Origin of the sequence: Bacillus sp. CCB-MMP212 (genome assembly GCF_022748145.1) — a bacterium.
Lineage (GTDB): Bacteria > Bacillota > Bacilli > Bacillales > Bacillaceae_G > Bacillus_A > Bacillus_A cereus.
Window position 1 is genome coordinate 248,982 of sequence record NZ_JALDQE010000001.1, and the last position, 25,549, is coordinate 274,530.

Here is a 25,549-nt window from a genome sequence, read left to right on the forward strand (position 1 = left end):
CTCATTCTTCAACTCACTTTTATTATTAGATTATTCTAAAGGGTCATCAAATATATCACATTCATTAATTACCCATGCTACAAAAATTGTTATATAAAACCGAAGTCTATCACTATCTATAGAGGCCACCTTACTCTCATATAACACTTGTACATTGTCAATTAACTTTTCAAACACATGGTCTCCTTTTTTAAATGTAGCCAAGTCCATTTTACAAAATTCTGCCACAATTAAATCTGTTATTAATTCCTTCTTATCACTTTGAATATAAGTTTCCGTATTAAGTATCTCTGTAATTAAAGGAAACCGAACAACAAAGCGTTTTTCAAATCTCCTTTGCATTGTCCCACTACATTTCATATCTTCGAATTTTTTTCTAATCTTTTTAAACTTAGAATACTTATCTTCTTCCTTAATTTCTATAGGTGTAAATTCTGGTGATTTTTCATGAAATTCTATAATAAAATCTCGAAACTCATTTGCTTCTTTATCATCTATTTCAAAAATACCTCCCTTCACTTCCAAAAGAGACTCAAGTCGTTCTTGCTTAATTTTTTTTTTTAGAGTGACCAAACTATCTAATAAAGTTTCTATGTTAGCCCAATTCTCAATTTTAATTTGTTGAATATATTTACACTTATTTATTACTTCAGATTCTTCCGTTGTAATTAAATAATGAGTATTACCATACCCATTAAGTATTTTATCTATTTTATTAAACAGGTCTTTTACGTATGGATCTGCAAAACTAAAACCGACAAATAGAAATGTATAATCCTGAATTAGACCTTCCATTTTTAATATTGCAGCGCTTTCTTCTGTATATATTCCATCATATTGTTTTCTGAACAATATACATTTATCTGGATCATTTATACAACCATGAAGTTTTAAAATGAATTCATCTTTCTCTTTAATCCCAGAAATATGATATAGATTATCATATGTGAAAATATGACGTATTTCTGAATTATGTTCTAAAAGTCTATCATAATTCGTAGTAATTAATTTTCTGCTTATATTTAATAATTTCTTATGTTTTTCTGAATAAACAGCTTCTTTTATGTGCTTCACTAAACCATCCATTATATGTCTTCTTTGCACTTTCTTTTCAATAACATCTAGCACATCTAGAACTTCCATTGTGCCATTCTTTAAAATATCTTTAAATGGTAAGTAAGATTCATCACCAGTTTCTGTTACTATGTGTTCTATAATCCCTATAACTAAGTTTATCCAATTAGGATTCCCAAGATCTAAAGAAAAACCAGACCCTAAAAATATAATAACTTTTTCATCTTGCAAACTTCTCTTTAAGGTAGGTATTTTTAAAAATTCTTCCTCTGTTATCATTCTATTACATCTTCCCTTCAAACAAACTATAAAGACTAATTAACTTTATAAATAAACCTTATCTATCTATTCTATTCCGTTCAATAGAATAACTTTAATTGTCCCTATCTGAATTTAACTGATCTATTACACTTTGCAGTCTATCTGTAGCTTCCTCATTTCGTGTAGAAGAATCCACTTCAGTATTTTCATTTGCATTTCCCCCCATATAAAATGCAAATGCTTCTATCAATGAATTCACATTATTATTTAAACGTATATTCTCATTATTTAATGTTTGGATTTCTCTATGGCTAAATCTCTTAACATATAAAAATACTAAAAATCCTGTTGAAATAATACTGATAAATATGAAAACATAATTCAGTATACTATTCCCTTTTTCTTCTTTTACATTAACCAAATCCTGACTATCTTTATCATCTGCATAACTAACCTTAAATAAAGAATCACCATTTTTCATCCATACTTTTACTTCAAGGTTGGCATTTGCTGATAATCTGTCTAAACTTATTTCTAATGTCTTTCCATCTATTTTTCTTCCTTCTTTAATATTTTCTGTACTCTCCATCCGATGATCATATATTTCTCCATCTGTTTTTAATACTAATTTTAAATTTTTAGATGGATTAGATCCCTCATTTTTTATTTCAACTACCCGAACAAAATCTGGTAGATTTGAACTTCTCTTAATTTCTCCATCACTTTCTTTATTTGGGGGATTAGCATCTATCTTTGTAGAAACCATGCTTAATTTTGGACCAGAAAATTTACCTACAATATCATCTCCAAATATTAAACCTATTACAGAAACAATTACAGAAATAATAGATATAAAAAAACCGATATTTGAACTTCTCTCACCCATTACAGCAATCCCCACTTTACATTATCTAAGTTAATAATATTTGCTTCTTTTGGTATCTCTCGATCTTTAAATCTTGAGGTTTTAATATATTGAAGACTATTATTAATAGCTTCTTCATTTATTAAATCAGTTAATCTATCTTCCATGTTCCCCGAAAAATTATAATCTATATCGTCAAATATCAAACCACTTCCATTATGGCTCTCATCATATCCATGTCTCATCAAAGCTATCATAAAACAGAGACTTCTAGCCTCATTTTCTCCTCTTGAGGAAAGTGATGATGTATGATCAAATAGTTTGAAATTATACATCATATCTTCTTTTATATATTGAGAATGATTTATGTAAGAATCTACTCCAATTCTCTTAAGTAAATCAGAATAATAATCTTCAATTAATGACATTCTCTCTTTTTGATAGAATTTCTGTTCATTAATAATCTTTAAAACTGCATTTTGTGCTTTATCTAAAAATAACCGTTTTTCCATAAACCCTTTTTCAATTTGCGTGTATTGTTGATTTATAATATCACTCATAATATTTAAGTTTTCTTTATCTAATTCTTCTTTTTTTAGTCCCTCGGATAAAACACCTTGGATGAAACTTCCAATTGATTGCTTTATCATTTCTTCTTTCTCGACGTCTTTTCTTATAACCTCTAAATCATTTTCTAATTGCTTTGTATATCGCTCATCTATTCCTAATATAGTATTTATCAATTCTTTTCTTCTTATATGGATTCCTATTGATGAAGTAGCTTTCATAGGAGAAAGAAATCCAAAACTCAATATGTTTAATCCTGCGTTTTTCATTTTATTCCCTTTAAAAAAAGGTTCCAACAAAATATTATAATACTCCTTTAGCTCTGTTGAATTTGCTCTTAACTCTATGGTAGAATCTGTTTCAAAAACAATTCTTTTAGAACCATATTCTCTTATTATATTTACCTCCTTATCTCCAAAGTTACATACTAAGGATAAGGAGCATTTACCTTTTAATTCTAAATCCCTTTTTATCCCTAAAATATACTTAATTATTCGAAAGAGGTTGTTTTTTCCTGTTCCGTGATCTCCAACTATGTAATTTAATCCTTCATTAAAATGTATTGTTTGATTATTAATACTTAACTCTTTTAAAATAACTCGATTCATAAATACACCCCAAAATTCATTTGTTTTTTATATGGATAAGACTAATTAGTTACAAACTAAATTAAAATTTATAATTGTTTCTTACTATATTCCCCTATATTAATCATTGATTCTATATATATTGAAATGTCCCATCATTTGTTTTTCTTTTATACTTATTTTCATTTCCAAACTCTCTCAATCTACTTTACCATATATTTCATTCATATATTACCGTATCTTTACATTTTATCCTGACAAGAGGTTAATCATAAAATGTTTATTTTAATTTTTATAAATCTTTCTTATTAAAAATCATTAATGCCAATTTCCCCTTTCATCCATCTCTTTTTTATTATATTATAATTATACAGAACATCTGTTCTGTATAATTATGAATGGAGTGAATTATATTGTTTCAATCGCAACCCTATCACACTACACAACTCGAAGACTATATCCAACACTTGTACCAATCCTTATCTATAATTGTTCCTGAACAAATTGATATGATGGAGATTGCGAAAAAGCTAAACATTTGGCTGTACTTTGCTCCATTTGGAAGTCATGCAATGGAAAGAAATCAAATAACTAACCTAGTTATTGATAATCGTATCTCTCAGAAAGAACAATGGGAGGATTTTGGTCATGAGACCTGTCACATCCTATTTCATTCTGGTAATCAATTATTAATGCACCAAATGTTTCTGGATTATCAAGAAGCAAAGGCTAAAAACTTCGCACAACAATTTTGTGTACCTACTTTTATGTTACGAAAGCTTCCTCCCCTACAGTTAAACGCATATATAATCTCAGAAAAATTCAATGTAACAACAAAATTTGCTGAAAAAAGGCTTTTACATTATAAAAATCAATTATTAGCAAGTAAATTACAGAATAGGATATCACAATACCGCAATTTACAAAAATAACCATACAGGAGGTATTGAATATGAAAGGAAGTTTCCGTAAGCGTGGAAATACGTGGTCTTTTACGATAGATATCGGTATAGATCCAACCACAGGAAAACGACAGCAAAAAAGTAAAAGTGGATTTAGAACAAAAAAAGAAGCCCAAAATGCTGCTGCAACTATGATCACAGAGATAGAGAAAGGAATATATTTTGATGACAAACAATTAACTGTTTTAAATGTATGGGAAAAGTTAAAGCCTCTTCGTAAAGCTGAATTAAAAATTACATCTTATGAGAAAGACATAAGCTTAGTAAAGCTCTATATCCTGCCCCCATTTGGTTATAAAAAAATTAAGAGTATTAAGCCCGTAATGATTCAAAGCTACTATGCTGAACTTAAAGAAAAAGGACTATCAAATGGTACAATCAGCAATATCCACCGCTGCCTAAGATGCATTTTCAAACACGCTGTAGAATGGGAAATCATACATGATAATATAATGAATAAGGTTAAAAAACCACGTGAAGAGCAAGGTGAAATGAAAACATGGTCTAGCGAGGAATGTAATCGATTCCTCCAGTATCTAAAAGAAAAAAATATTAAGTACCATATGTTCTTCTTACTTGCAATCTATACAGGTATGAGACGCGGAGAATTACTTGCACTAACATGGAAAGATATTGACTTTGATAATAAACGTATCCTGGTTAATAAATCGCTTGTAAAAACAGAAAAAGGACTATTTAAAGCTGCTACAAAAACTAAGTCTTCAAATAGAAGTATTAGTATCTCTTCTTTTGTTATAGAAAAGTTACAATCCTACTACTCCTATAAAAAGAAAGAATTTTTCCGCTGGGGTATACACTTAAATGAAGAAGCTTTTATTTTCACCGGCAATACGATACATTCGCCCTTACATATAGATGCTCCTCATCGCTTTTTGAATGATCACTATAAAAAAGCTGGGGTTCCTCGGATTCGTATACACGACCTACGACATACTCACGCTACACTCATGCTTCAGGCTGGGGAACACCCTAAAATCGTACAAGATCGCTTAGGACATTCATCTATTCAAATGACTTTAGACAAGTATAGTCACATCACGCAGAACATGCAGCAACAAGCAGCGGAAAACTTCGAGAGCATAATAAAATCTAATGAAAACGTCTGATAAAAAATGAAAAGATTTAATGTGAGCAAAATGTGAGCATCGAGGAAAATCATCACTTAGAAACCCTGATATGATAAGGTTTTCCATACTATCTCGTAGAATCTTGGGAGAAGAATGAACAGTCTTAGGGTTGTTTATTTTATGTTCAGAAAAACTATAAAAGCGTCGCAAATGCCTGTTATACAAGCATTTGCGACGCTTTTTATTTGTTATATTATATTCTACTTCAAAAGGGTATTTCATATTTTTTCACATGTTTTTATATTATTTGTGAGCAAATAATAACCTTTTAATTAAACTGTATTAGATCCCCTTGATAAATAAACATTCCCCTTCCATTTGTTGAACTTTTGTTCTAAATATATCCTCTTAATTCATCAAGTTTTAAAGTGCGCTAAAAACGTTGATTTATCAAGCTTTTATAAAAATGATATTTCATAGTGATTCATCACTTTTTATATTTTGTGGGTAAATTGCGGGTGGGGTTGTGGGTGCCCCCACAAAATATAAAACTAAATGAATTAGGCCTGTTTTATTTTTCCATCTGTTCTTTCCTATATCAAAGGCATTAGGTGACTGGGAAACTTGGAAAGGTATGGGCTACACTGTTACCCATTTAGATAAAGCTTTACCTGCTATGTGGGATGCGTTATCAGATTCTTTTAAGAAAGATGTGATAAATGGAGATGCAGAAACCCGCGGAAGATGGGGATCGTATGCTTTAACACAAATTGGATTAGGTCTTATTGGGGGGATAAAGGATTCAGTAAAGCTGCAAAGCTAGCGCAAGGTGCTAAATTCTCTCAAGGTATCTCAAAAGCTGGACAAATATTGAGCAAAGGCGATAATTTGGCTTTCTCAGGTGGTAATGAAATAATTGGTAGAGGAATTCAAAGAGGTTCTACGACAATTGAGGAAATGACCAATGCTAAAATTATTTTAAAGAAAGATGCAAACGGAAAATTTATTTTAACTGGCTATCCAAATTAATAAATAGGAGGATAAATATGTTATTAAAACATAATCCAGAAGATGAAATTTATCAATTCCTAGCAGGAAACTTTCATCAAGATTCTTTCTATGAAGAGGTAATTCAAGAACTAATAGAAGAGGAAAATAAAGAATATATACAAGATGCTATTATTTTCTTAACTAAATTTATTCAAAGTGATTACAGTAAGGAAGAAAAAAATAGATATATAAAAGAAGCTGCAGATGGAATATATTTTGAGGGATTAAAAGTAACACCTTTAGAATGGTTAGAACACACCGTTGATTTATTAAAAAAAGGATAAAAAATACAATGTATGAAAATGTTAACAAATCAGAATATGAAATGTCTGTAAACTTAAAAAATGTTAAGTTAATTGAAGAAAAAAAACTATATAGGGATTTACACTAGATAGCGATAATTAATTACAACAAATAAAAGCAGAACCTTATGAGAGTTCTGCTTTTATAATTTTCATTTTGCATACACATAAGCAGGATTAGCAGTTACATAGTATGCTTTGCTTTTAGTGTTGTGAACTTTGTATTGATACGAACCATTCACAATTACTTTTAAGACCTTTTCTTTCTAGGGCCTACAATTAATTTAATCGCTGTTCTTTCTTCATTATTGATAGAGATCTCTTGAAACGCTGGAACAAAAGCTAAGTCAATACCACTTGGAGCGACGAACCCTCTTGCAATCGCAATTGCTTTAATCGCTTGATTTATAGCTCCAGCCCCAATCGCTTGAATTTCCACATTACCACTTGTTCTTAGTACACCCGCTATTGCACCCGCGACTGAATTTGGGCTTGATTTTGAAGATACCTTTAATATATTTTCCATGTAAGTTGCTCCCTCTATTATTTAATCTCTCTTTCGTTACAATTTTAAATATTTTAGCGTATCTTTAATTACTATTCACACCAAAAACAAACGATGCTTCATATGTACATTTATTCTATATTTTCTGACTTCTTCCTGCCCAGCTACACAAATAAAATAAAAAATAAACTAAATAATCTAATATACATACGATTAAATATCATAACTTCACCAAACGATAACATCCATACAGCAAAAGATAATATTGCTGTTTGTCAGACGAAATTATTATAGTAAAATGAAACTTTACTCAGTGGGGGTTTTGTTCATCCCAAAACTAACTTCTTTGCTTTCACTGAATTTTGAGGTGGGGTCTTACCGCTCGGAAAATAGCGGGATAAACGTTTCCTCGTTACTTTAATCCATTTAGAAATCCCATTCATTTTTCTATCAAATTATGAACCTTATCATCTTCAAAAAGTGTTACAGGTAATACCCCAATACTATATTTCATCATTTGAGCACTTTATATTCCAAATCTATCTCCTTTTATAGTACAAGCATACACGCCAATTGTGATTCATTTTCATAAACTATTATGTGTTTTACATTTATTAAGAATAGGAGGTAATATATTGGGTTCATACTATCATTCTTCAAACTCGTATAAAAAATGCTCATGTAAATCTTCTTCCAGTTCAAATAAAAAATGTTCATGTGACCATTCACATAAACGAAGCTGTCCTGCATACGGAACTTTTTGGCAAACTGAATTTATAACTGTTCCTTTTGGCAACCCTTTTCCATTTAATCACGTTGGACCTTTAGCAGGAGGCGTTTCCTTACTAAACTCTACTACTATACAATTTAGACAAGCTGGTGATTATAGAGTTTCGTTCATTTCCAGTATTAATACTACTTTAAATCCTGTATTTCCACATATCCCAGTCATAACTATATTTTTAAATAACAATCCACTTGCTAATAGTCAAGGTGACTTCGCTATTCAAATGAATACTTCATCAAATAACGAATGTCTTCAACTCGTTGGCGAAACGATTGTTACAGTGCCAGCTAATTCAACTCTTCAACTTAGAAATAATAGTGGCTTTAATCGTCAAAGTATTGTAACTTGTGACAATGGTATAAATTCAGTCGAATTAACAGTTACAAAACTAAGTTAATATTATTTCTTCACATTCAGATGCTATTTCAGCATCTTTTTTTATTGAATAACAGTTTTCTTCGACTTTTATTATCTCTCATCACGCAAAAAAGTGCAGAATTCTTTCTAACACAAGATTTCTGCACTTTTATATTATGCTTATTTATTCTTCCTTATTTCTCTACATAAACCGACTTAACAATCGTACGATTATATGGTTTTCCTTCTTTATTCATCCCTTTTATATCCATCGTAACGTTATATACTCCCGGTTGTTTTATATCTTTCAAAGCACCTGTAAATGTATTCGTATTAACATTTTGTAATTCATTAAATTCAGAGACTAACTTACCTTCTTTATTAACGACTCTTACTGTTATGGAAAGATCCCCTTTCATTTCAGGTGCCACTGGTGATTTTTTCAGTTTATACTCAGGTTTATTTACTTTAACCTTTGTAGGCATTTGAAGAACAAATGGCGCGTCATTCTTGTAATCGCTTACAACTAAATATGCATCTTTCGACTGCTTCGCCATCATTTTGATTTTCCATTCGCCTACTTCCAATTTATCAAACTTGAATGTTCTAATTGTCGCCCCATTAAAGAAAGATTCGCCTTCACCAGTAGTTATAGCGCTATCTTTGTTTGCATAGATTTTTCCTTTTGGAGATACCATTTGTACTTCTACATCAGAAGAAGCAGTTAGTACAGAAACTATTCCTTCAGCCTTTTTATCAACAGAAATACTTTGCTCTATCCACTGATTTTGTGGTAATTCGCCTCCTAAAATATTTTGATTTGAAGTTGTATTTAATTGTTCTAGATTTTCATTTGAACTAGTGCTGGATGCTACTAAAGCTGGTAACCCCACATTTGTCGTACGTAAATATGGTTCAATTCGTGCAAAAACAGCTGATCCTTTTCTTATATTGTCATGATCAAATCTTGAATCTGTAAATAAATGTGTACCGTACGATAGCTTCGCACTCCATTCATTTACTAGTCCATCATTTGAACCGTACGACGATAAATATAACCCGCCCATAGATAATGCAGAAAATGTTGGCCCCCAGCTAGTCCCAGTAGCCGTATAGTAACGGTTTAATTTAGCTGCTGGGTTGTTATCTATTGTTGAACGAAACTTTGCCATTTCACCTATTTGTAACGAATACGTACCATCATCTTTTTGACCTAATATAGAAGCAAGCCACCCTGCCCACCAACTATATGATAAATCTGCTAAATTTGAGCCGTGATGCGGTGTAGCAAGTGTAATAACATTTCCAACAAATCGATTCGCACCATATTCAACTAATGCAGCTTGTGTATCAATACCACCTTTACTATGTGCTACAATATTAACTTTTTTACCGAAATGATTATATATTTCTTCAAGTTTTTGTGCTAACAATTTTCCGTTATCCCACTGACTAGCCGAACCTTTCCCAGCAGCATCATATAATTGTATAAACACTGTTTGATAGCCTGCTTTCAAAGCATAATCATACATATCATTTATATCATGATATACTGTCTTTCCATACCAACTATCTGCATTACCATTTCTTCCTTGTACAAAGAGAATTGGTGGTTTATTCTCATCATAATTAGCAGGTTTTTGGCCTAAAAACCATTCTCCAGGTGTGAATACTTCTGTATCAGGAAACCCCTTTCCAAGCTCTTTTACAACTTCTGCCTGTACATTTGTGCTAATCGTTGGAGCCATGATAAAAAATACAATTAGTAAGGCCACACATCTTCTCATCAGTCGCATATTACTCCCCCTATTTTTTTGAAAGAAGGTGTTCTTTATAATATTTTATATTTTCCCTTCCTTAATAATAGCTAATCTTTTATTTTAAAAAGATGTTAGCCCTATTTTTAGAAGGTTACTAGTTGTATACCCTCTTCCTTAACTCTCGTTATTCTCTTTGTTTCTACCTCTTCCTTTTGATAGAATACGACAAAAAAGTTTCTCAATAATTGTTAACTTCGCTACACCCAGATATTTTTTAATCATTATTGTTTATATAAAGCATACAAATCTTGAAAAAATTTTAGTAAAAAAACATTTTATTACTAGTTAGTTATTTAAAAATATAATAAAGATATGTACTTTCTTTTCATTAAATACAAACTAATTTTAAAGGAGCTTATATTATAAGACTTTCCTACGATTAAAATTTAAACTGAAATTTCCGAATAGATAGTTATATTTCCAGAAACATATATTATGATAATTTTCGTGCACTTGAATTAACTTTTTAGAAGTACTAACCTATCGGTGAGCAGAAGAAAATTCTGTAAAAAGAAAGGAGAATGCTTTATGATGACCAATTTACAAAAGGAGTTTTTTAAACGATTAAAAATTCCTGCAAAAGTAATAACATTTGATGATTTAGATGAAATCTTATTAAAAATGGGAATGATTCTCCCCTATGAAAATCTTGATATTATGGCTGGTACTATTAAAAATATTTCAAAAGATAACTTAATAGAAAAGTTACTTATTCAAAAACGAGGTGGACTGTGTTATGAATTAAACTCCTTATTGTATTATTTTTTAATTGATTGTGGGTTTCAAGTATACAAAGTAGCCGGTACTGTTTATGATCTGTACGATAATATATGGAAACCCGATGATGGTCATGTCATTATCATATTAAGTCATGAGGATAAAGATTATGTTGTGGATGCAGGTTTTGCATCTCATCTCCCTTTACATCCAGTCCCTTTTAACGGAGAAGTCATCTCCTCTCAAACAGGAGAATATCGAATTCGTAAGCGAAATACTCGAAAAGGTACGCATATTTTAGAAATGAGAAAAGGAGCTAACGGAGAATCTACAAGTTTCTTACAATCTGAACCTTCAAATGCATGGAAAATAGGCTATGCTTTCACTTTAGATCCAATAGATGAGAAAAAAGTGAATAACATTCAAAAAGTGATTGTAGAGCATAAAGAATCTCCTTTTAATAAAGGAGCTATCACTTGTAAATTAACTACTTATGGTCACATATCATTAACAAATAAAAATTATACAGAAACCTTTAAAGGCACCAAAAATAAACGACCAATAGAATCTAAAGATTATGCTCGCATTCTTCGTGACTCTTTTGGAATAACGCAAGAGAAATATGTAGGAAAAACACTAGAAAGAGGCTAGTTGACTAGAAGTATTTCATAATAAAGCAGATTCTATATTTAGAATCTGCTTTATTTTATATTTTGTTATAAATTAATTTAATTTTGTTGTTACCCTTTAATTTTCAATTATATACTCATCATCATATTTATCGTATTGTAACCCTTCCCCTATCTTTGACTCCGTAACTTGATCTCTTAAAAACGGTGCAGCATCCATTTTGCTAGTTGCAATTTCAATTCCATATTTTTTCGTTAAATGAGCTAACTCTATTAAAAACCACTCTCTTCGCAATGTAACTGGAATATCCAATGTTTTTCTTTTCATATATAATAGCACCTCTTTTATTTTCATAACTTAAAAACATCACTGGATGCACTTATTAAAACTACCTTTCACCGCTAACATCCAATGAAACATTATAGTATATGCATGTCCATTTCAGACGTGCTATCACAAATATGATATTTAAGTTTACATAATTACATTATGTAACAGTAGAAAAGAAAGGCATGTCCCTTCCTCTTCTACTATAGAGATTTAAATTAAGAACATCTTGGTACACCTAAAGCTAAAAATAAACCTGCTACTCCCGCAGTAATCGGTACTTTTAACGTAATAACATCGTCTACCTTCGTTACTAAAAAGTAAGCATTACCTTCTTGTAATATACAAGTTACCAACAATTGAAATTCCATTCAAATCTCCTCCTTTCAATCGATATACTATAATTTATGAAATCTCTTTCAAAAAGTAATAGGAAATATATCTATTTTTCTCTATATATAAAATAATCGTTTATAAGTCTAGTAAAAATATTAATTTTCTAAATTTATATAAAACGTGTAATATCCAATAAGTTTATAATCAATAAGAAAAATCTTACAAATGCAGGTATGAAAATGGCGATTTTGAGTAATATTGGTGCAGCTTTATTTTCTATTGCTTTTATTCTTTTAATCTTATGTATCATTTCATTCTTTAAGAAAAATGGAAAAGCAAAACAATATGGACGTCCTACCGTTATTCTTTTTATGATTTCTATTATATTAATAACGACCGGTACAACAAAATCGGAACACCCCGTCGTCGAGTTTTTTTCTACTTTAAGTTTCATTCTATCTATATTCTTCCTTGTTATAGCAATCTTATCTGTAATTAAGAAAACAGGTGTAGCGAAAAAACAATTTATTATTACAGCCGTATTATTTGTCATTTTTGTTGCGCTATTAGGTATTTCAGCTCCTTCTTTTGAAAAACGACAGCAACTAGTACAAAAGTTGCCTCTAACAATGAAGAACAAAAAAATAGCGAACAGAAAAAAGAACTAGAAAAGAAAGAGGCGGATGAAAAAACTCAAAAGCAAGAAGATGAGAAGCGTCAAGCCGAGGAACAAGCTCGTAAACAACAAGAAGAACAAAAACGTCAGGCTGACGAACAGGCTCGCAAACAACAAGAAGAGCAAAAAGCACAGCAAACTCAAACACAACCTGCTTCTGGAAATACTAGTAGTGCATATTACAAAAATTGTGCCGCAGTTAGAGCTGCCGGGAAAGCTCCTCTATATAAAGGACAACCAGGTTATGACTCACATCTTGATCGTGATGGCGATGGAGTTGCATGTGAAAAATAGTAATAAAAAAGAAGCTTCTAATAAGCTTCTTTTTTATTATCAGAAACTATTACGACGAATTCCCCTCCCACTTCCTTTTATAAAATTCATTTTATTATCCTTAAAACTGACACATAATAAGTGATTTCAATCACCACATTGATTTTCATTTATCGCTATTCTTAATTTAGTTATTACATTCAAACTTTATGGAGGCGTTCATATGAAACATGCATTTACTGAAACTTCTATTGTCGGTGAGATCGTTACACAATTCCCGAAAGCTAGCGATCTTTTTAAATCATATAGAATAGACTTTTGTTGTGGTGGTAATAAACCACTTATTGATGCAATTCATGAAAGAAATTTATCAGCAACAGAAGTACTTACAGAATTAAATACACTTTATAATAATACGAAACGATTAAATGAATCTGAAATTGATTGGAAAAATGCTTCTTATCGTGAATTGATTGATTATGTTATAAATAAGCATCATCGCTATTTAAATGAAGAATTACCACAATTAAGTCCGTATGTGACGAAAGTATTACGCGTCCACGGAGCAAGTCAGCCTCACTTAGCTCAAATTCATAAGCTATTTCACGAATTAAAGATGGAATTAGAACAACATTTAATTAAAGAAGAAACAGAAGATTTCCCATTAATTTTAGAATTTGAACAAAATCCAATTGAAGAAAACTATGTGAAATTACTTAAAGTAGTAGATGAGTTGGAAAATGAACATAACCACGCAGGCAACATTATTAAAGAGCTTCGTAAAGTTACAAATGACTTTACTCCTCCAGAAGGAGCTTGCGGTACTTATCGACTTGTTTACCAACGTCTTGAAGCATTAGAATCTGACTTAGTTGAACACATTCATTTAGAAAATAATATTTTATTTCCACGTGCCATTACGAGAGCATAAATAAATTGCAGGACATGAGTATACATACTTATGTCCTGTTTTTTCATTTGGTAAAAAATATACACATCCCTCTCGAATAAATCCGAATTTTAACAATTTGTGAATCATTATAAAAATGTGACAAATATCACATCTCCCCTTTTTTGGATTTTCTATAATAGAAATATAATCCTTTGTTCAACATTTCACAGAAAAAGGGGAAACGAAAATGAAAAAACGTTTAGTTATGATCGGAAATGGTATGGCTGGCATACGCTGTATAGAAGAAATATTAAAACATAATAGTGATTCATATGAGATTACTATTTTGGGAGATGAACCGCATCCAAACTACAACCGTATTATGCTCTCTCACGTTTTACAAGGCAAAACAAATATGCAAGATATCATTATGAATGAATATAGTTGGTACGAAGAGAATGAGATAACTTTATATACAAACGAAAGAGTTCAAAGTATTAACCGAGAAGCAAAAATCATTATCACAGAAAAAAATCGTACTCTTACATATGACAAACTCATTATCGCAACAGGTTCTAGTGCTTTTATTTTACCTGTTGAAGGTTCTACTCTTCCTGGTGTAACAGGATTTCGAACAATTGAAGATACACAATTTATGATAGACACCGCTAAAGAAAAGAAAAAGGCCGTTGTTATTGGTGGTGGGTTACTTGGTTTAGAAGCCGCAAGAGGTCTTATTGACTTAGGGATGGACGTACATGTTGTTCATTTAATGCCAAACTTAATGGAGCAGCAACTAGATACGAAAGCAGCTTCTCTATTACGCAAAGATTTGGAAGCGCAAGGCATGAAATTTCTAATGGAAAAGAAAACTGTAAAAATTCTTGGTACAGACCATGTTGAGGGCATTCAATTTGAAGATGGTGAAGTTGTAGATTGTGATTTAGTCGTAATGGCTGTCGGAATACGCCCAAATACGCAAATAGCAAAAGATGCTGGTTTAATTGTAAATCGCGGTATTGTAGTCAATGACTATATGCTAACAAATGATGAGTCCATTTATGCAGTTGGAGAATGTGCAGAGCATGACGGTATCGCATATGGACTTGTTGCTCCTCTTTATGAACAAGGTGCGATATTAGCAAAACATATAACAAATCTACAAACTGATGGATATTCGGGCAGTATCGTCGGTACGCAATTAAAAGTTGCTGGTTGTGATTTATTCTCTGCTGGTCAAATTTATGAAGATGATCAAACGAAAGCAATATCCATCTTTGATGAATGTAAACGTTCCTATAAAAAAGTATTAATTCGTGATAATAAAGTCGTCGGTATCGTTTTATATGGTGACACAGCTGACGGTACACGCCTCTTTAGCATGTTAAAGAAAGAAGAAGATATACAAGAATATACACCAGCTTCCATTCTTCACAAAGCTGGTGAAGAGAGTGAACTTGACGTTGCTACTATGAGTGCTGATGACACGATTTGCGGATGTAATGGTGTTACGAAAGGTACAATCGTTCACGCCATTTTAGAACAAGAGTTAACGACTTTTGAAGAAGTTAAAGGCTGTACGAAAGCCGCAGGGTCTTGTGGTAAATGTCGTCCGCTTGTGGAACAAGTTTTATCTCATACACTTGGAGATGCTTTTGATGCCTCAGCGCAATCTGCCGGTATGTGTGGATGTACACCTTTATCCCGTGATGAAGTCGTAGCGGCCATTCACGAGAAAGGCTTAAAATCTCCAAAAGAAGTACGAAATGTTCTTGGTTTTGCACATGAAGACGGCTGTTCGAAATGCCGCCCTGCTTTAAACTACTATTTACGTATGGCGATTCCAGAAGAATATGAAGATGATAAATCGTCCCGTTTCGTTAATGAAAGAATGAATGGTAACATCCAACACGATGGTACATTCTCTGTTATTCCACGTATGTACGGAGGCGTTACAACAGCAGATGATTTAATGAAAATTGCTGAAGTTGCGAAGAAGTATGATGTTCCACTTGTGAAAATTACCGGTGCAAGCCGAATTGGCTTATACGGTGTCAAGAAACAAGATTTACCTAACGTATGGGCTGACTTAAATATGACTTCTGGATATGCGTATTCAAAATCTCTTCGTAATGTAAAATCATGTGTTGGCTCTCGTTTTTGCCGTTTCGGTACGAAAGATTCATTAGGACTTGGTATGTTGCTTGAACAATCATTAGAAATGGTAGATACACCTCATAAAATGAAAATGGGTGTAACTGGTTGTCCGCGTAACTGTGCGGAAGTACTGACGAAAGATTTTGGCGTTGTTTGTGTCGAAAATGGATATCAACTTTATATTGGCGGAAATGGTGGTACAGAAGTACGTGAAGCTGATTTTGTAATGATTGTCCCTACTGAAGATGATGTCCTTCGCATCGCTACAGCTTACATGCAATATTATCGTGAAACTGGTATTTACGGAGAGCGTACTGCCTACTGGACAGAACGTTTAGGCTTCGATCACATAAAAGAAATACTGCAAGATGCAAATATGGTTACTACGTTAAATGAACGTTTCCAAAAAGCTTGTGGCACATATAAAGAAGCATGGGGACAAGCACTAGAAACGAAATCATTAAAAGCGATGTATGAAGTAGAAACTGTGAAATAAGGAGCTGTGACCTATATGATACAAACGAAAGAAAAAATAAAAGTTATGCGTGCAGAAGACCTTCCTATTCAAATCGGTAAAGAGGTGCAAATGAAAGGTATGTCTTTCGCCCTATTCCGCCTTTCAAATGGCGATATTCGAGCTGTAGAAAATCGTTGTCCTCATAAAAACGGGCCATTAGCGGAAGGTATTGTATCTGGAGAATTCGTTTTTTGTCCACTACATGATTGGAAAATTTCACTACTAACAGGTGAAGTTCAAAAACCTGATGACGGTTGTATTCAAACGTATGAAGTAGAAGTTATTGACGGAGATATTTATATATACATGTAATTTACAAAAGGAAGCCTCCCCTGGCTTCCTTTTAAATAAAAATAGACGAGGTGCGAATATGAACGGATATGTATATTTAGTTGGTGCAGGACCAGGTGATGAAGGGCTTATTACAAAAAAAGCGATAGAGTGCTTAAATCGTGCAGATATCGTCTTATATGACCGCTTATTAAACCCTTCCTTTCTTAATTATACAAAAGAAACATGTGAACTTATTTATTGCGGAAAAATGCCAAAGAATCATACTATGCGTCAAGAAATGATTAACTCACACCTCCTTCAATTTGCGAAAGAAGGAAAAATCGTAGTCCGCTTAAAAGGCGGAGATCCATCTATTTTTGGCCGTGTTGGTGAAGAAGCAGAAACTTTAGCATCAGCAAATATTCCATATGAAATTGTACCAGGTATTACATCTAGCATCGCCGCTAGTATCTATGCAGGTATTCCCCTCACCCACCGTGACTACAGTAATAGTGTCACTTTATTAACCGGACATGCAAAAGGTCCTTTAAGCGATCATGGAAAATATAATTCATCTTACAATAGCGACACGATTGCCTACTACATGGGTATAAAAAACTTACCTACAATTTGTGAAAACTTACTACAAGCAGGAAAAAAAGAAGATACGCCAGTAGCAGTCATTGAATGGGGTACAACTGGTAAACAGCGCGTTGTCACAGGGACACTGTCTACCATTGTTTCTATTGTCAAAAACGAAAATATTTCTAATCCTTCTATGACAATTGTTGGTGATGTCGTTTCCTTACGTAATCAAATCTCTTGGAAAGAACGCAAGCCATTGCACAGCAAGAAAGTTTTATTTACATCTGCAACAAATAAAAAAAGCGCAATAAAGCAAATGTTACAAGAGTCCGGTGCAGAAATATATCAAATTCCAACTTTCAAAAAGAAAGAATACACATTAACCTCTGAACAAATCAATAAGATTTTTAACGTTGATCGTCTTGTATTTTGTTCCGCTGACAGTGTAGACATCTTAATGCAATCATGCAGTAAATATCATAAAGATATTCGTTCCTTACAGGCAGAACTTCAGTATATGAACCTTTCTATTCAAGAAAAGCTCATGCAATATGGATTGTTCAGTAAACCTGCGCAATTTTCTTCGAATTCAACGATTTATTTAGGACGAAACATTAACCGAATTGCTGTTATTCAAGAAAAAATTGGTGCTGGTTCCTATATGATGACTCATGAGTACACAATTGATCATCGCTTCGATGAAATTCATTCACGTATTCTTTCTGAATTCTCATGGGATAGCATTGTATTTGAAGGTCGTGCTTCTATTGATACGTTTCTAGCAGAAATAAAACGCCTTGGCTTTATCAATATTCTTACTCTCCCATTCTCGTATACCGACGTTCCAACTTTACACTATGCAAATAAAGTTGGGTTTCATAACGTAGATCATCAATTACAAGAAACTCTTATGAAGAAAGACATGGTGAGACAATGAAAGGAATTGTATATGTTGGACATGGGAGCCGGCTACAAGAAGGTAATGAACAATTCATTCAATTTATTCAATCTGTTATGAAAGAGCGAAACGAAAGAATTCAAAAAATAGCTTTTCTAGAACTAACGACACCTACTATTTCGGATGCAGTTACAGAAACGATAATAGAGGGAGTAACTGAAATAATGATTGTACCTGTTTTATTATTTGCAGCAGCTCACTATAAACGTGATATTCCTTTTGAAATAGAGCAACTACAAAAGAAATATCCACAAATAACATTTTCAGTTGTACCTCCTTTTAGTACACATCCACATATGGTGGAACTTGTAGTGAAAAGAATACGTGAAGCTATGTCAATGCAAAATAGTAGTATTTTACTCGTAGGACGAGGCAGTAGTGATACACAACCGATACATGAATTACAACAAATCAGAGCAGCTGTCGAACGAAAACTTGGTATGCCAGTATCCTGTTCCTTTTTAACGAAAGGAACTCCCTCTTTTGCTGCTGAGCTCAAGGCTATAACATCGACTGCGTCCCATGTATATGTCATGCCGTACCTTCTCTTTACCGGATTATTACTTCAAAAAATTAAATTGCATACAAAAAAATATGATCACGTTACGACTTGTAACTGTCTTCAGTTTGATACATACATGAAGTTAACATTATTAGAACGAATGGAGGAATGCATATATGTATAACATGTACCCTCTTATGTTTAATCTACAAAATAAAGTGGTCGTTATCATTGGTGGAGGTAAAATTGCATATCGAAAAGCGTCTGGATTAAAAAATACAGGTGCTTTCGTCACTGTTGTCAGCCCAGAAATTTGCGAGGAAATGAAGGAACTTTCTTATATTACTTGGAAGCAAAAAACTTTTAGTAATGATGATATTAAAGATGCTCATCTTATTTATGCAGCTACAAATCAACATGCTGTAAATATGATGGTCAAACAGGCCGCTCATGATTTCCAGTGGGTTAACGTTGTAAGTGGTAGTACAGCATCATCTTTTCACACACCTGGTGTCATTCGAAATGATGAATATGTTGTCACTATTTCAACTTCAGGTAAGGACCCATCGTTTACGAAGCGCATGAAGCAAGAATTAACATCTATACTTCCTAAACTTATAAAAAAACTTTCTCATACTCGCAAATTGTAATCTATCACTCAGCTAAAATAGTAATTAACTTTGAACAAACGTTTTTAGAGGCGTTTGTTCTTTTTGCTTTAGTTTCGTTTTTTAGGCTCAGACAAGCAATTGGACAAGAATCTGTGAAGAAAAATAACGGCAACAATTACGGACATAAAAAACAGTTGCTTGAGAGCAACTGCTTCAATACAGGTTTTATATTGGATATTCATTCAACCAAATTAGCGCATATTCATACTCATCAAAAAATCTCACAGATTCTTTCGTATTAGATTGTTGTAAATAATCCATTATCTCCCCCTCTTCAAGGAGAAATGCAATTGCCTTACTGTGATTCAAAATGGTTTCATTGAAAAACTTCTCTTTCCATACTTTTTGAACAGAAAAATGATTTGGCGTGTATCCTTTTCTATCCACCAACAATTTATATTTCCGCCCTTCGGAAATGAATTGCTGACAAACCTGCTCGAAACCATTAAACCATTCATACACATCATCTGTTTTTATATTACCAACTAGATGGGTAACAATTACATCTCCTGAAACTGTTGTGCTGATATTTTGTTTACTCAACTTAGAATCATCCCCCTTATTTACAATAATACGGAAAAACTACATGGAATCAATAAAGATAAAATTCTTACTTGACGCTCCCCATCACTATCAACCTAAGCTCATGTAACGTCAATTATAAGCGAGATTGTGTCTTTTTTCGCAAATCTATATGTAGATGCTTTAAAGATTTACATACGAAATAACCCGTAACGAGTTTCCTTTTTTTGAATTAAGCCACTTGATTATCAGACATAGTACAATTGTAAACGACACTCAATATATTTAAGACTGTTTTCTTCTCATATCGATGGGATTTCCGTCCATCATTTACCGCCTCAAATCTATTCGTTTTTGCACGTACATTCAAAACAAAATATATGACAAATAAATAACGACAGTTACTGTAATAATGCTGAAAAGTGTTGAAAATAAAACGATTTGTGCATGTAATTCAGGTTCTATTTGATACTCCATAGCAATGGTTGATGTATTTCTTGAAGTAGGAAAAGAACTTGCAATAAATAATGATTGTGCAACAATACCATCCATGTTTAGTAGATATATCATAGCAAGTGCTAATAATGGTCCCATCAGTAACCTTCCAATTAAAGCCCATGTTATGACTCGATGGAAAAAATTAAGCTTAATGTTGGATAATTGTGCCCCTAGCAATATGAGTGCTATTGCAACAAAACCATTCGCAAGCTGATTAAGAGGAATAAAGATAGAATTAGGTATTTGAATTGTAAAAGATTGAAAGAAAACCCCTAATACGAGTGCATGAAATACAGGCAGTCTTAGAAATGATTGAATAATACCTCCGATTGTTTTTGTTGCTGATAGTAAGTTATATATCCCATATGAATAAGTTAAAAGATTCTGGAAAATAATAATAAAAATTTGAATGGAAACCCCCACTGGATTGTTACTGAAAATCAATTGACTTACTGGTAACCCATAATTACCAGAATTCATTAACGAAATGCTATTTTTTAGAGCTGCACTTTCTCCTTTTTCTAACTTTAATATTTTTGAAATGAAATGACTTACTATGATCAGACTCAGACTATAAAGCATTAAATAGTATATTATCTGGAGCAACAAACCTGTTTCTATACGAATATCATATATATTCACAAATACAGCCGCTGGCATCAAGCAATAAGTAATAAGTGTAGATAGCTGCTTTAAGTTAAATTGAAACTTTCTTTGTAAGATTGCACCAATTAGCATCAATATTAATATTGGTAATATCACGTCTAATATAATAAAAACAAACATGTAAAACCTCATTCCAAATATATTATAGTTGGATGAAACTCTTTACTAAATATGGACCACATTTAATTCATCGGAAAACACCCTCAGTTCTTAATAATCAGAAAACTGAAATCAATAATATGAAAATGCTCATCAAAAATTCTTATTTCATTTCCCTCCCCTCTCTTTTCTTTAAAATATCAAATATAACTCATAAAGAAAATTATGGATTGTTTATACAAATTCATAATTTTATCTTATCAACCTAAACGGTATTTTTTATTTTAAGTATTCTTTTTCACAATATCCATTAGCCTTACCAAAAAATCTGGCCCTAGAGAAATCTGATACTGCAGTTACTATGCGAAGAATACTTACATCAATTCCATACTTGTCGCTTAAAACACCTAACATACCTGATACTTGTTTATCTTGAGTGGACTTATATTTTTTTCATCTAAACATCCCGATTCAATTAAATATTTGCATTCTAAAAATGAGTTCGATCTTTAGAATAGATTTAAGATTTCCTTCACTAATCTACCCTTTAATTGAATAACTTTTGACTTCTATATTTTAAAATAAAATTCCATAAACCTTCTGTTTTTCATTTTAAAAACACATTCTTTTAGAAAACGAGCGTTTGTTGAGATAGCAATAAAAACATGTTGAAGCCTATTACTAAAAAAACCATCCCAATATACTTTGGGACGGTTCTTTTTCCTTATTAATGATTCTTTAACATCACTAACAATTTCTCTTGGCTATACATCCACACTGTAATAATTAAACAAGCAAGTGCGACTTCTGATAACGCCATAAATCCAATTGCATAATGACCTGTTAATTGGAATAGTAATGTTAAAATTAGCGGTGGGAAGAATCCTCCTAGTCCACCTAAAGCTGATACGAGACCATTTACAATACCAGCTTGTTCTGAGAAATACATTGGAACGAGTTTAAAGATTGTACCATTACCTATACCTGCACAAAATGCGACTAGTAGGCAACCAAATGTATACACGTTCATGCTAGGCATAAATGATAAAATAATACCTGAAAGTGTTAAACCGATAAATACAAAGATTAATATTTTAAATGGATTAAACTTATCACCGAGCCAACCACCAATTGGGCGCATAATTGTTGCGAGTACGATGAATCCAGCTGTCCGCATACCTGCATCTACTTTCTCTAATCCGAAGTGAGATACTAAAAAGTTTGGTAAGTATACGGTAAATGCGACAAATGATCCGAATGTTAAAAAGTAAAAGATACATAAAAACCAAAGTTTTTCATTTTTATATACACCTTTTATTTGTTCCATTAATGGTGTATTCACCTTTTTCTCTTTACGATCGCCTAATAAAAAATTCATAAGTGCAAATGCTGCAAGTAAAACCAAATAACATTGTACTGTCGCTCTCCAGCCAACTGAAGTTGCGATAACAGGGGCTAAAAATGAAGTAATGGCTGTTCCGGCATTACCTACACCGTAAATACCATTTACAAAACCGTGACTCTCTTTCGGAAAGTATTTTGGTAAAGAAGTTACCCCTACAGAGAATACAGCACCACCGATTCCGACAAATAATCCACCAATAATTAAATCCATCATAGAATTGGCAACACTAATATAAAAGACAGGAAATAATAATAAAATAAAACTAATAAAGAATAATTTTCTTGCTCCGAAACGATTTGTCCAATAACCAATTGGAATGCGAAGAACAGAACCTAAAATAACCGGTACTGCTGTTACCATAGAAATTTGTCCCGCAGTTAATGAAATATCCGCTTTAATATAAGGCATTAATGATGATAAAATGACCCATACCATAAAACCGATAACTAGATTAGAAGTTTGTAAACTTAATTGAAAATTAGGACTTTTCATCCTGTTCCCTCCTATGTATGCATAGTTATATTCATTCTCTCCAGCCTAATCACGTCCTAACATGATTAGGCTGAAAAGAATCAACCACCACTTACTGGCGGAATCATTGCTACGACATCGCCAACTTGAATGATGTCATCCTCATTTGCATACTCTTCATTTATCGCGACCATAATCTCGTTTGAAATTGCTACATTATATTCCTTAATCAGAACTTCCTTCAGCTTCACAACTGTAATATTTTCACAATCTATGTGTAATGCTGGCTTACTTACTTCTTCTTGTAAATGTGCAAATAATAGTACTTCAATCATATACTCCTCTCCTTTCCAGGCTCACCATTTGCATATGTTACCTTCTCTAACTGATCACCTATCCATGACTCACCATCTTCCCAAAACTCTTTCTTCCAAATTGGAACAATTTGTTTAATACGCTCCATAATATATTCGTTCGCCTCATATGCAGCTTTCCGGTGTGGTGTAGAAACAGCGACAACAACAGCAAGATCAGAAATTTGTAATGTACCAATACGATGTGTAATAGCGACATATGTCCCCGGCCACGTCTCTCCTACTTCAGTGCCAATTCTCTCAAGCTGGTTCTCCGCCATTGTCTTATAAGCTACATACTCTAAACAAAGTGTACGTCGACCTTTCGTAAATTCTCTAACAGTACCAATAAAAGTAGTAACCGCACCACACTCACGACGAATTACTTTGTTTGTAACTTCTTCAATTGAAATAGGTGTATCAATTACTTCATAATACGTATGTGTCATCTTGCACCTCTGATCCTTATATAAGTTAGCAATCTCTTTTTCTATTACTTGTATGATCGAAGCGGCTCTTCCCACGGCCACTCACTTCCGACGTTCGATTCTAATAACAGTACCGAAACGGTTATTCCTGTTTCAAATCCTCTCGTTCCTCTCGGCAGAACGATAAATGCATTCGCTTCTGCAATTGAAGAAATTGCGCTAGATTTATCTAAACCGACTGGTGTAACTTGCAATTGCCCATCTACAATTTCTACTCTCCCTCTTACAAAACGAGTAAACGGATTTGCTTTCGAAATGTCTTTCTGTAAAATTGCCTCTGCACGATATATGTGCGGATCTTTCCTATGCAAGTATGTTCCAATGACAGGTCGAACATACAATTCACATCCGACATAACAAGCAGAAGGATTACCAGATAGACCAAATAATAGTTTTCCCTCTAACTCAGCTACAGTTGTCACACTTCCTGGTCGCATCGCTATTTTGTTAAAAAGTACATTAGCTTGTAATCTCTCATAAATAGCCGGTAAATAATCATAGTCTCCTACTGAAACGCCACCAGTTGTAATTAATATATCAACTTCTTTTATCGCTTTTTTTACAGTGTTATAACACGTCTCAAAATTGTCAGCGAATTGCCCATAATACTGTACAATTCCACCTGCTCGTTCAATTTGAGCAGCTACCATATAAGAGTTACTATTTCGAATCTTCCCTGGCTTTAATTGTTCATGTACTTCGAGCAGTTCACTTCCTGTCGTTACAATTCCAATGACTGGCTGTTTTACAACATATACCGTACTATAACCAAACGTAGCAAGAAGTGCTGCAACTCCAGGATTAATAACAGTCCCTTTTTTCACCAGAATGCTATTTTGTTTTACATCTTCTCCTTTAAAAGAAATGTTATCCCCAGCAACAAAGGAGCGTTTCAATTTCATATAAGTCTTTTCGTTTTCTTCAAATCCTTCCGTTAGCTCTAACATAACTACTGCATTACACCCCGCAGGAATTGCCGCACCTGTCATAATACGGACAGCTTGAAATGCTTTCACATCTTCTGTAAAAACAAAACCTGCTCCAATTTCACCAATCACTTCAAACAGAATGGGATTACTGCTACTTGCTTCTTTTGTGTCTTCTGCTCGAATCGCAAATCCGTCGTATGGAGAACGATTGAAATGCGGGACATCATGATCTGCAATAACATCTTCTCCAAGTGTTCTACCGTAGCTTTCTATAAGAGAAACCTTTTCTATTTCACCTTGGTAAGCATATTCCATTACACGTGCAACTGCTTCTGCCACTGGAATTGGTATACGTTTTTCTAACATTCTTTTTCACCTC

General features: G+C 33.0%; 25 protein-coding genes and 3 pseudogenes. 14 read left to right on the forward strand and 14 right to left on the reverse strand.

Annotation, left to right across the window (positions count from 1 at the left end; genetic code table 11):
• Nucleotides 1-30: 30 nt before the first annotated feature.
• The 3 genes from MRP26_RS01220 to MRP26_RS01230 form a co-directional block, all read right to left on the reverse strand.
• Nucleotides 31-1,353 (reverse strand): SIR2 family protein, encoded by a 1,323-nt coding sequence (locus MRP26_RS01220; protein ID WP_242805870.1) that lies wholly within the window; start codon nucleotides 1,351-1,353, stop codon nucleotides 31-33.
• Nucleotides 1,354-1,447: 94 nt separating this feature from the next.
• Nucleotides 1,448-2,221 carry a hypothetical protein gene (locus tag MRP26_RS01225; protein WP_088345939.1) on the reverse strand — a complete coding sequence of 258 codons (774 nt, stop codon included), beginning with the start codon at nucleotides 2,219-2,221 and terminating at the stop codon, nucleotides 1,448-1,450.
• Nucleotides 2,221-3,375, reverse strand: a complete 1,155-nt coding sequence (locus MRP26_RS01230) for a hypothetical protein (protein WP_242805871.1) — start codon at nucleotides 3,373-3,375, stop codon at nucleotides 2,221-2,223. The genes MRP26_RS01225 and MRP26_RS01230 overlap by 1 nt, the downstream gene beginning before the upstream one ends.
• Nucleotides 3,376-3,767: 392 nt before the next feature.
• Here MRP26_RS01230 and MRP26_RS01235 point away from each other — a divergent pair, with 392 nt between their 5' ends.
• From MRP26_RS01235 to MRP26_RS01255, 5 genes and pseudogenes are all read left to right on the forward strand, one after another.
• A complete protein-coding gene (locus MRP26_RS01235; protein ID WP_242805872.1) occupies nucleotides 3,768-4,286 on the forward strand; it encodes an ImmA/IrrE family metallo-endopeptidase in 519 nt (172 codons plus the stop codon).
• A 20-nt stretch (nucleotides 4,287-4,306) separates the two neighbouring features.
• Nucleotides 4,307-5,443, forward strand: coding sequence for a site-specific integrase (locus tag MRP26_RS01240; protein WP_088345933.1), 1,137 nt, complete (start codon nucleotides 4,307-4,309; stop codon nucleotides 5,441-5,443).
• Nucleotides 5,444-6,005: 562 nt separating this feature from the next.
• Nucleotides 6,006-6,313 (forward strand): annotated as a pseudogene (locus MRP26_RS30875) (WXG100 family type VII secretion target); the annotation flags it as partial.
• Entirely contained in the window at nucleotides 6,293-6,433 is a 141-nt protein-coding gene (locus MRP26_RS01250) for an RNase A-like domain-containing protein (RefSeq protein ID WP_234410008.1), read from the forward strand. The pseudogene MRP26_RS30875 and the gene MRP26_RS01250, both read left to right, overlap by 21 nt.
• Nucleotides 6,434-6,450: 17 nt before the next feature.
• Nucleotides 6,451-6,738 (forward strand): contact-dependent growth inhibition system immunity protein, encoded by a 288-nt coding sequence (locus MRP26_RS01255; RefSeq protein WP_000924765.1) that lies wholly within the window; start codon nucleotides 6,451-6,453, stop codon nucleotides 6,736-6,738.
• 170 nt (nucleotides 6,739-6,908) lie between these two features.
• Here MRP26_RS01255 and MRP26_RS01260 read toward each other — a convergent pair.
• Nucleotides 6,909-7,010 (reverse strand): annotated as a pseudogene (locus tag MRP26_RS01260) (N-acetylmuramoyl-L-alanine amidase); the annotation flags it as partial.
• On the reverse strand, nucleotides 7,007-7,282 hold the full coding sequence (locus tag MRP26_RS01265; RefSeq protein WP_000427801.1) for a stage V sporulation protein S: 276 nt from the start codon (nucleotides 7,280-7,282) through the stop codon (nucleotides 7,007-7,009). The gene MRP26_RS01265 and the pseudogene MRP26_RS01260, both read right to left, overlap by 4 nt.
• A gap of 614 nt (nucleotides 7,283-7,896) precedes the next feature.
• On the opposite strand from MRP26_RS01265, the gene MRP26_RS01270 reads away from it, so the two are divergent.
• Nucleotides 7,897-8,445, forward strand: a complete 549-nt coding sequence (locus MRP26_RS01270) for a hypothetical protein (RefSeq protein ID WP_053564648.1) — start codon at nucleotides 7,897-7,899, stop codon at nucleotides 8,443-8,445.
• Between the two features lie 154 nt (nucleotides 8,446-8,599).
• Here the strand turns inward: MRP26_RS01270 and MRP26_RS01275 are convergent, their stop codons facing one another.
• On the reverse strand, nucleotides 8,600-10,201 hold the full coding sequence (locus MRP26_RS01275; RefSeq protein ID WP_016512941.1) for an esterase/lipase family protein: 1,602 nt from the start codon (nucleotides 10,199-10,201) through the stop codon (nucleotides 8,600-8,602).
• A 552-nt stretch (nucleotides 10,202-10,753) separates the two neighbouring features.
• On the opposite strand from MRP26_RS01275, the gene MRP26_RS01280 reads away from it, so the two are divergent.
• Nucleotides 10,754-11,593: an arylamine N-acetyltransferase family protein gene (locus tag MRP26_RS01280; RefSeq protein WP_089170885.1), complete on the forward strand. Its 840-nt coding sequence runs from the start codon at nucleotides 10,754-10,756 to the stop codon at nucleotides 11,591-11,593.
• A 96-nt stretch (nucleotides 11,594-11,689) separates the two neighbouring features.
• Here the strand turns inward: MRP26_RS01280 and MRP26_RS01285 are convergent, their stop codons facing one another.
• Together MRP26_RS01285 and exsG are read right to left on the reverse strand one after the other, a co-directional pair.
• On the reverse strand, nucleotides 11,690-11,899 hold the full coding sequence (locus MRP26_RS01285; protein ID WP_000824206.1) for a hypothetical protein: 210 nt from the start codon (nucleotides 11,897-11,899) through the stop codon (nucleotides 11,690-11,692).
• Nucleotides 11,900-12,117: 218 nt separating this feature from the next.
• Entirely contained in the window at nucleotides 12,118-12,270 is a 153-nt protein-coding gene (gene exsG / locus MRP26_RS01290) for an exosporium protein ExsG (protein WP_000395679.1), read from the reverse strand.
• A 204-nt stretch (nucleotides 12,271-12,474) separates the two neighbouring features.
• Here exsG and MRP26_RS01295 point away from each other — a divergent pair.
• The 7 genes and pseudogenes from MRP26_RS01295 (at nucleotide 12,475) to MRP26_RS01325 (ending at nucleotide 19,718) form a co-directional block, all read left to right on the forward strand.
• A pseudogene (locus MRP26_RS01295) lies at nucleotides 12,475-13,205 on the forward strand (excalibur calcium-binding domain-containing protein).
• 202 nt (nucleotides 13,206-13,407) lie between these two features.
• Nucleotides 13,408-14,115: an iron-sulfur cluster repair di-iron protein gene (gene ric, locus MRP26_RS01300; protein ID WP_090976304.1), complete on the forward strand. Its 708-nt coding sequence runs from the start codon at nucleotides 13,408-13,410 to the stop codon at nucleotides 14,113-14,115.
• 208 nt (nucleotides 14,116-14,323) lie between these two features.
• Nucleotides 14,324-16,729, forward strand: a complete 2,406-nt coding sequence (nirB, locus tag MRP26_RS01305; RefSeq protein WP_197241092.1) for an NADPH-nitrite reductase large subunit — start codon at nucleotides 14,324-14,326, stop codon at nucleotides 16,727-16,729.
• 15 nt (nucleotides 16,730-16,744) lie between these two features.
• Nucleotides 16,745-17,062: a nitrite reductase small subunit NirD gene (nirD, locus tag MRP26_RS01310; protein ID WP_000616683.1), complete on the forward strand. Its 318-nt coding sequence runs from the start codon at nucleotides 16,745-16,747 to the stop codon at nucleotides 17,060-17,062.
• A 58-nt stretch (nucleotides 17,063-17,120) separates the two neighbouring features.
• Nucleotides 17,121-18,545: a uroporphyrin-III C-methyltransferase gene (locus MRP26_RS01315; protein ID WP_071714372.1), complete on the forward strand. Its 1,425-nt coding sequence runs from the start codon at nucleotides 17,121-17,123 to the stop codon at nucleotides 18,543-18,545.
• Nucleotides 18,542-19,252 carry a sirohydrochlorin chelatase gene (locus MRP26_RS01320; protein WP_242805873.1) on the forward strand — a complete coding sequence of 237 codons (711 nt, stop codon included), beginning with the start codon at nucleotides 18,542-18,544 and terminating at the stop codon, nucleotides 19,250-19,252. Before MRP26_RS01315 ends, MRP26_RS01320 begins: the two co-directional genes overlap by 4 nt.
• Nucleotides 19,245-19,718: a precorrin-2 dehydrogenase gene (locus MRP26_RS01325; RefSeq protein ID WP_000282601.1), complete on the forward strand. Its 474-nt coding sequence runs from the start codon at nucleotides 19,245-19,247 to the stop codon at nucleotides 19,716-19,718. Before MRP26_RS01320 ends, MRP26_RS01325 begins: the two co-directional genes overlap by 8 nt.
• A gap of 186 nt (nucleotides 19,719-19,904) precedes the next feature.
• On the opposite strand, the gene MRP26_RS01330 is transcribed toward MRP26_RS01325, so the two are convergent.
• The 6 genes from MRP26_RS01330 to MRP26_RS01360 form a co-directional block, all read right to left on the reverse strand.
• Nucleotides 19,905-20,312, reverse strand: a complete 408-nt coding sequence (locus MRP26_RS01330) for an STAS/SEC14 domain-containing protein (protein ID WP_225988557.1) — start codon at nucleotides 20,310-20,312, stop codon at nucleotides 19,905-19,907.
• Nucleotides 20,313-20,627: 315 nt separating this feature from the next.
• A complete protein-coding gene (locus MRP26_RS01335) occupies nucleotides 20,628-21,545 on the reverse strand; it encodes an AEC family transporter (RefSeq protein ID WP_197241093.1) in 918 nt (305 codons plus the stop codon).
• A 706-nt stretch (nucleotides 21,546-22,251) separates the two neighbouring features.
• Nucleotides 22,252-23,421 (reverse strand): nitrate transporter NarK, encoded by a 1,170-nt coding sequence (gene narK / locus MRP26_RS01345; RefSeq protein ID WP_069355488.1) that lies wholly within the window; start codon nucleotides 23,419-23,421, stop codon nucleotides 22,252-22,254.
• Between the two features lie 80 nt (nucleotides 23,422-23,501).
• Complete coding sequence (gene moaD / locus MRP26_RS01350) at nucleotides 23,502-23,735, reverse strand: molybdopterin converting factor subunit 1 (RefSeq protein WP_069355487.1); 234 nt, start codon at nucleotides 23,733-23,735, stop codon at nucleotides 23,502-23,504.
• On the reverse strand, nucleotides 23,732-24,202 hold the full coding sequence (locus MRP26_RS01355) for a molybdenum cofactor biosynthesis protein MoaE (protein ID WP_069355486.1): 471 nt from the start codon (nucleotides 24,200-24,202) through the stop codon (nucleotides 23,732-23,734). The genes moaD and MRP26_RS01355 overlap by 4 nt, the downstream gene beginning before the upstream one ends.
• A 44-nt stretch (nucleotides 24,203-24,246) precedes the next feature.
• Entirely contained in the window at nucleotides 24,247-25,536 is a 1,290-nt protein-coding gene (locus tag MRP26_RS01360; RefSeq protein ID WP_197234085.1) for a molybdopterin molybdotransferase MoeA, read from the reverse strand.
• Nucleotides 25,537-25,549: the final 13 nt, after the last annotated feature.

Excerpts from the sequence above, each read along its gene's own strand:
- MRP26_RS01220 (WP_242805870.1), bottom strand. The coding sequence starts at position 1,353 with ATGATAACAGAGGAAGAATTTTTAAAAATACCTACCTTAAAGAGAAGT.
- MRP26_RS01225 (WP_088345939.1), bottom strand. The coding sequence starts at position 2,221 with ATGGGTGAGAGAAGTTCAAATATCGGTTTTTTTATATCTATTATTTCT.
- MRP26_RS01230 (WP_242805871.1), bottom strand. The coding sequence starts at position 3,375 with ATGAATCGAGTTATTTTAAAAGAGTTAAGTATTAATAATCAAACAATA.
- MRP26_RS01240 (WP_088345933.1), top strand. The coding sequence starts at position 4,307 with ATGAAAGGAAGTTTCCGTAAGCGTGGAAATACGTGGTCTTTTACGATA.
- MRP26_RS01255 (WP_000924765.1), top strand. The coding sequence starts at position 6,451 with ATGTTATTAAAACATAATCCAGAAGATGAAATTTATCAATTCCTAGCA.
- MRP26_RS01265 (WP_000427801.1), bottom strand. The coding sequence starts at position 7,282 with ATGGAAAATATATTAAAGGTATCTTCAAAATCAAGCCCAAATTCAGTC.
- MRP26_RS01275 (WP_016512941.1), bottom strand. The coding sequence starts at position 10,201 with ATGCGACTGATGAGAAGATGTGTGGCCTTACTAATTGTATTTTTTATC.
- MRP26_RS01280 (WP_089170885.1), top strand. The coding sequence starts at position 10,754 with ATGATGACCAATTTACAAAAGGAGTTTTTTAAACGATTAAAAATTCCT.
- MRP26_RS01285 (WP_000824206.1), bottom strand. The coding sequence starts at position 11,899 with ATGAAAAGAAAAACATTGGATATTCCAGTTACATTGCGAAGAGAGTGG.
- exsG (WP_000395679.1), bottom strand. The coding sequence starts at position 12,270 with ATGGAATTTCAATTGTTGGTAACTTGTATATTACAAGAAGGTAATGCT.
- ric (WP_090976304.1), top strand. The coding sequence starts at position 13,408 with ATGAAACATGCATTTACTGAAACTTCTATTGTCGGTGAGATCGTTACA.
- nirB (WP_197241092.1), top strand. The coding sequence starts at position 14,324 with ATGAAAAAACGTTTAGTTATGATCGGAAATGGTATGGCTGGCATACGC.
- nirD (WP_000616683.1), top strand. The coding sequence starts at position 16,745 with ATGATACAAACGAAAGAAAAAATAAAAGTTATGCGTGCAGAAGACCTT.
- MRP26_RS01315 (WP_071714372.1), top strand. The coding sequence starts at position 17,121 with ATGAACGGATATGTATATTTAGTTGGTGCAGGACCAGGTGATGAAGGG.
- MRP26_RS01320 (WP_242805873.1), top strand. The coding sequence starts at position 18,542 with ATGAAAGGAATTGTATATGTTGGACATGGGAGCCGGCTACAAGAAGGT.
- MRP26_RS01325 (WP_000282601.1), top strand. The coding sequence starts at position 19,245 with ATGTATAACATGTACCCTCTTATGTTTAATCTACAAAATAAAGTGGTC.
- MRP26_RS01335 (WP_197241093.1), bottom strand. The coding sequence starts at position 21,545 with ATGTTTGTTTTTATTATATTAGACGTGATATTACCAATATTAATATTG.
- narK (WP_069355488.1), bottom strand. The coding sequence starts at position 23,421 with ATGAAAAGTCCTAATTTTCAATTAAGTTTACAAACTTCTAATCTAGTT.
- moaD (WP_069355487.1), bottom strand. The coding sequence starts at position 23,735 with ATGATTGAAGTACTATTATTTGCACATTTACAAGAAGAAGTAAGTAAG.
- MRP26_RS01355 (WP_069355486.1), bottom strand. The coding sequence starts at position 24,202 with ATGACACATACGTATTATGAAGTAATTGATACACCTATTTCAATTGAA.
- MRP26_RS01360 (WP_197234085.1), bottom strand. The coding sequence starts at position 25,536 with ATGTTAGAAAAACGTATACCAATTCCAGTGGCAGAAGCAGTTGCACGT.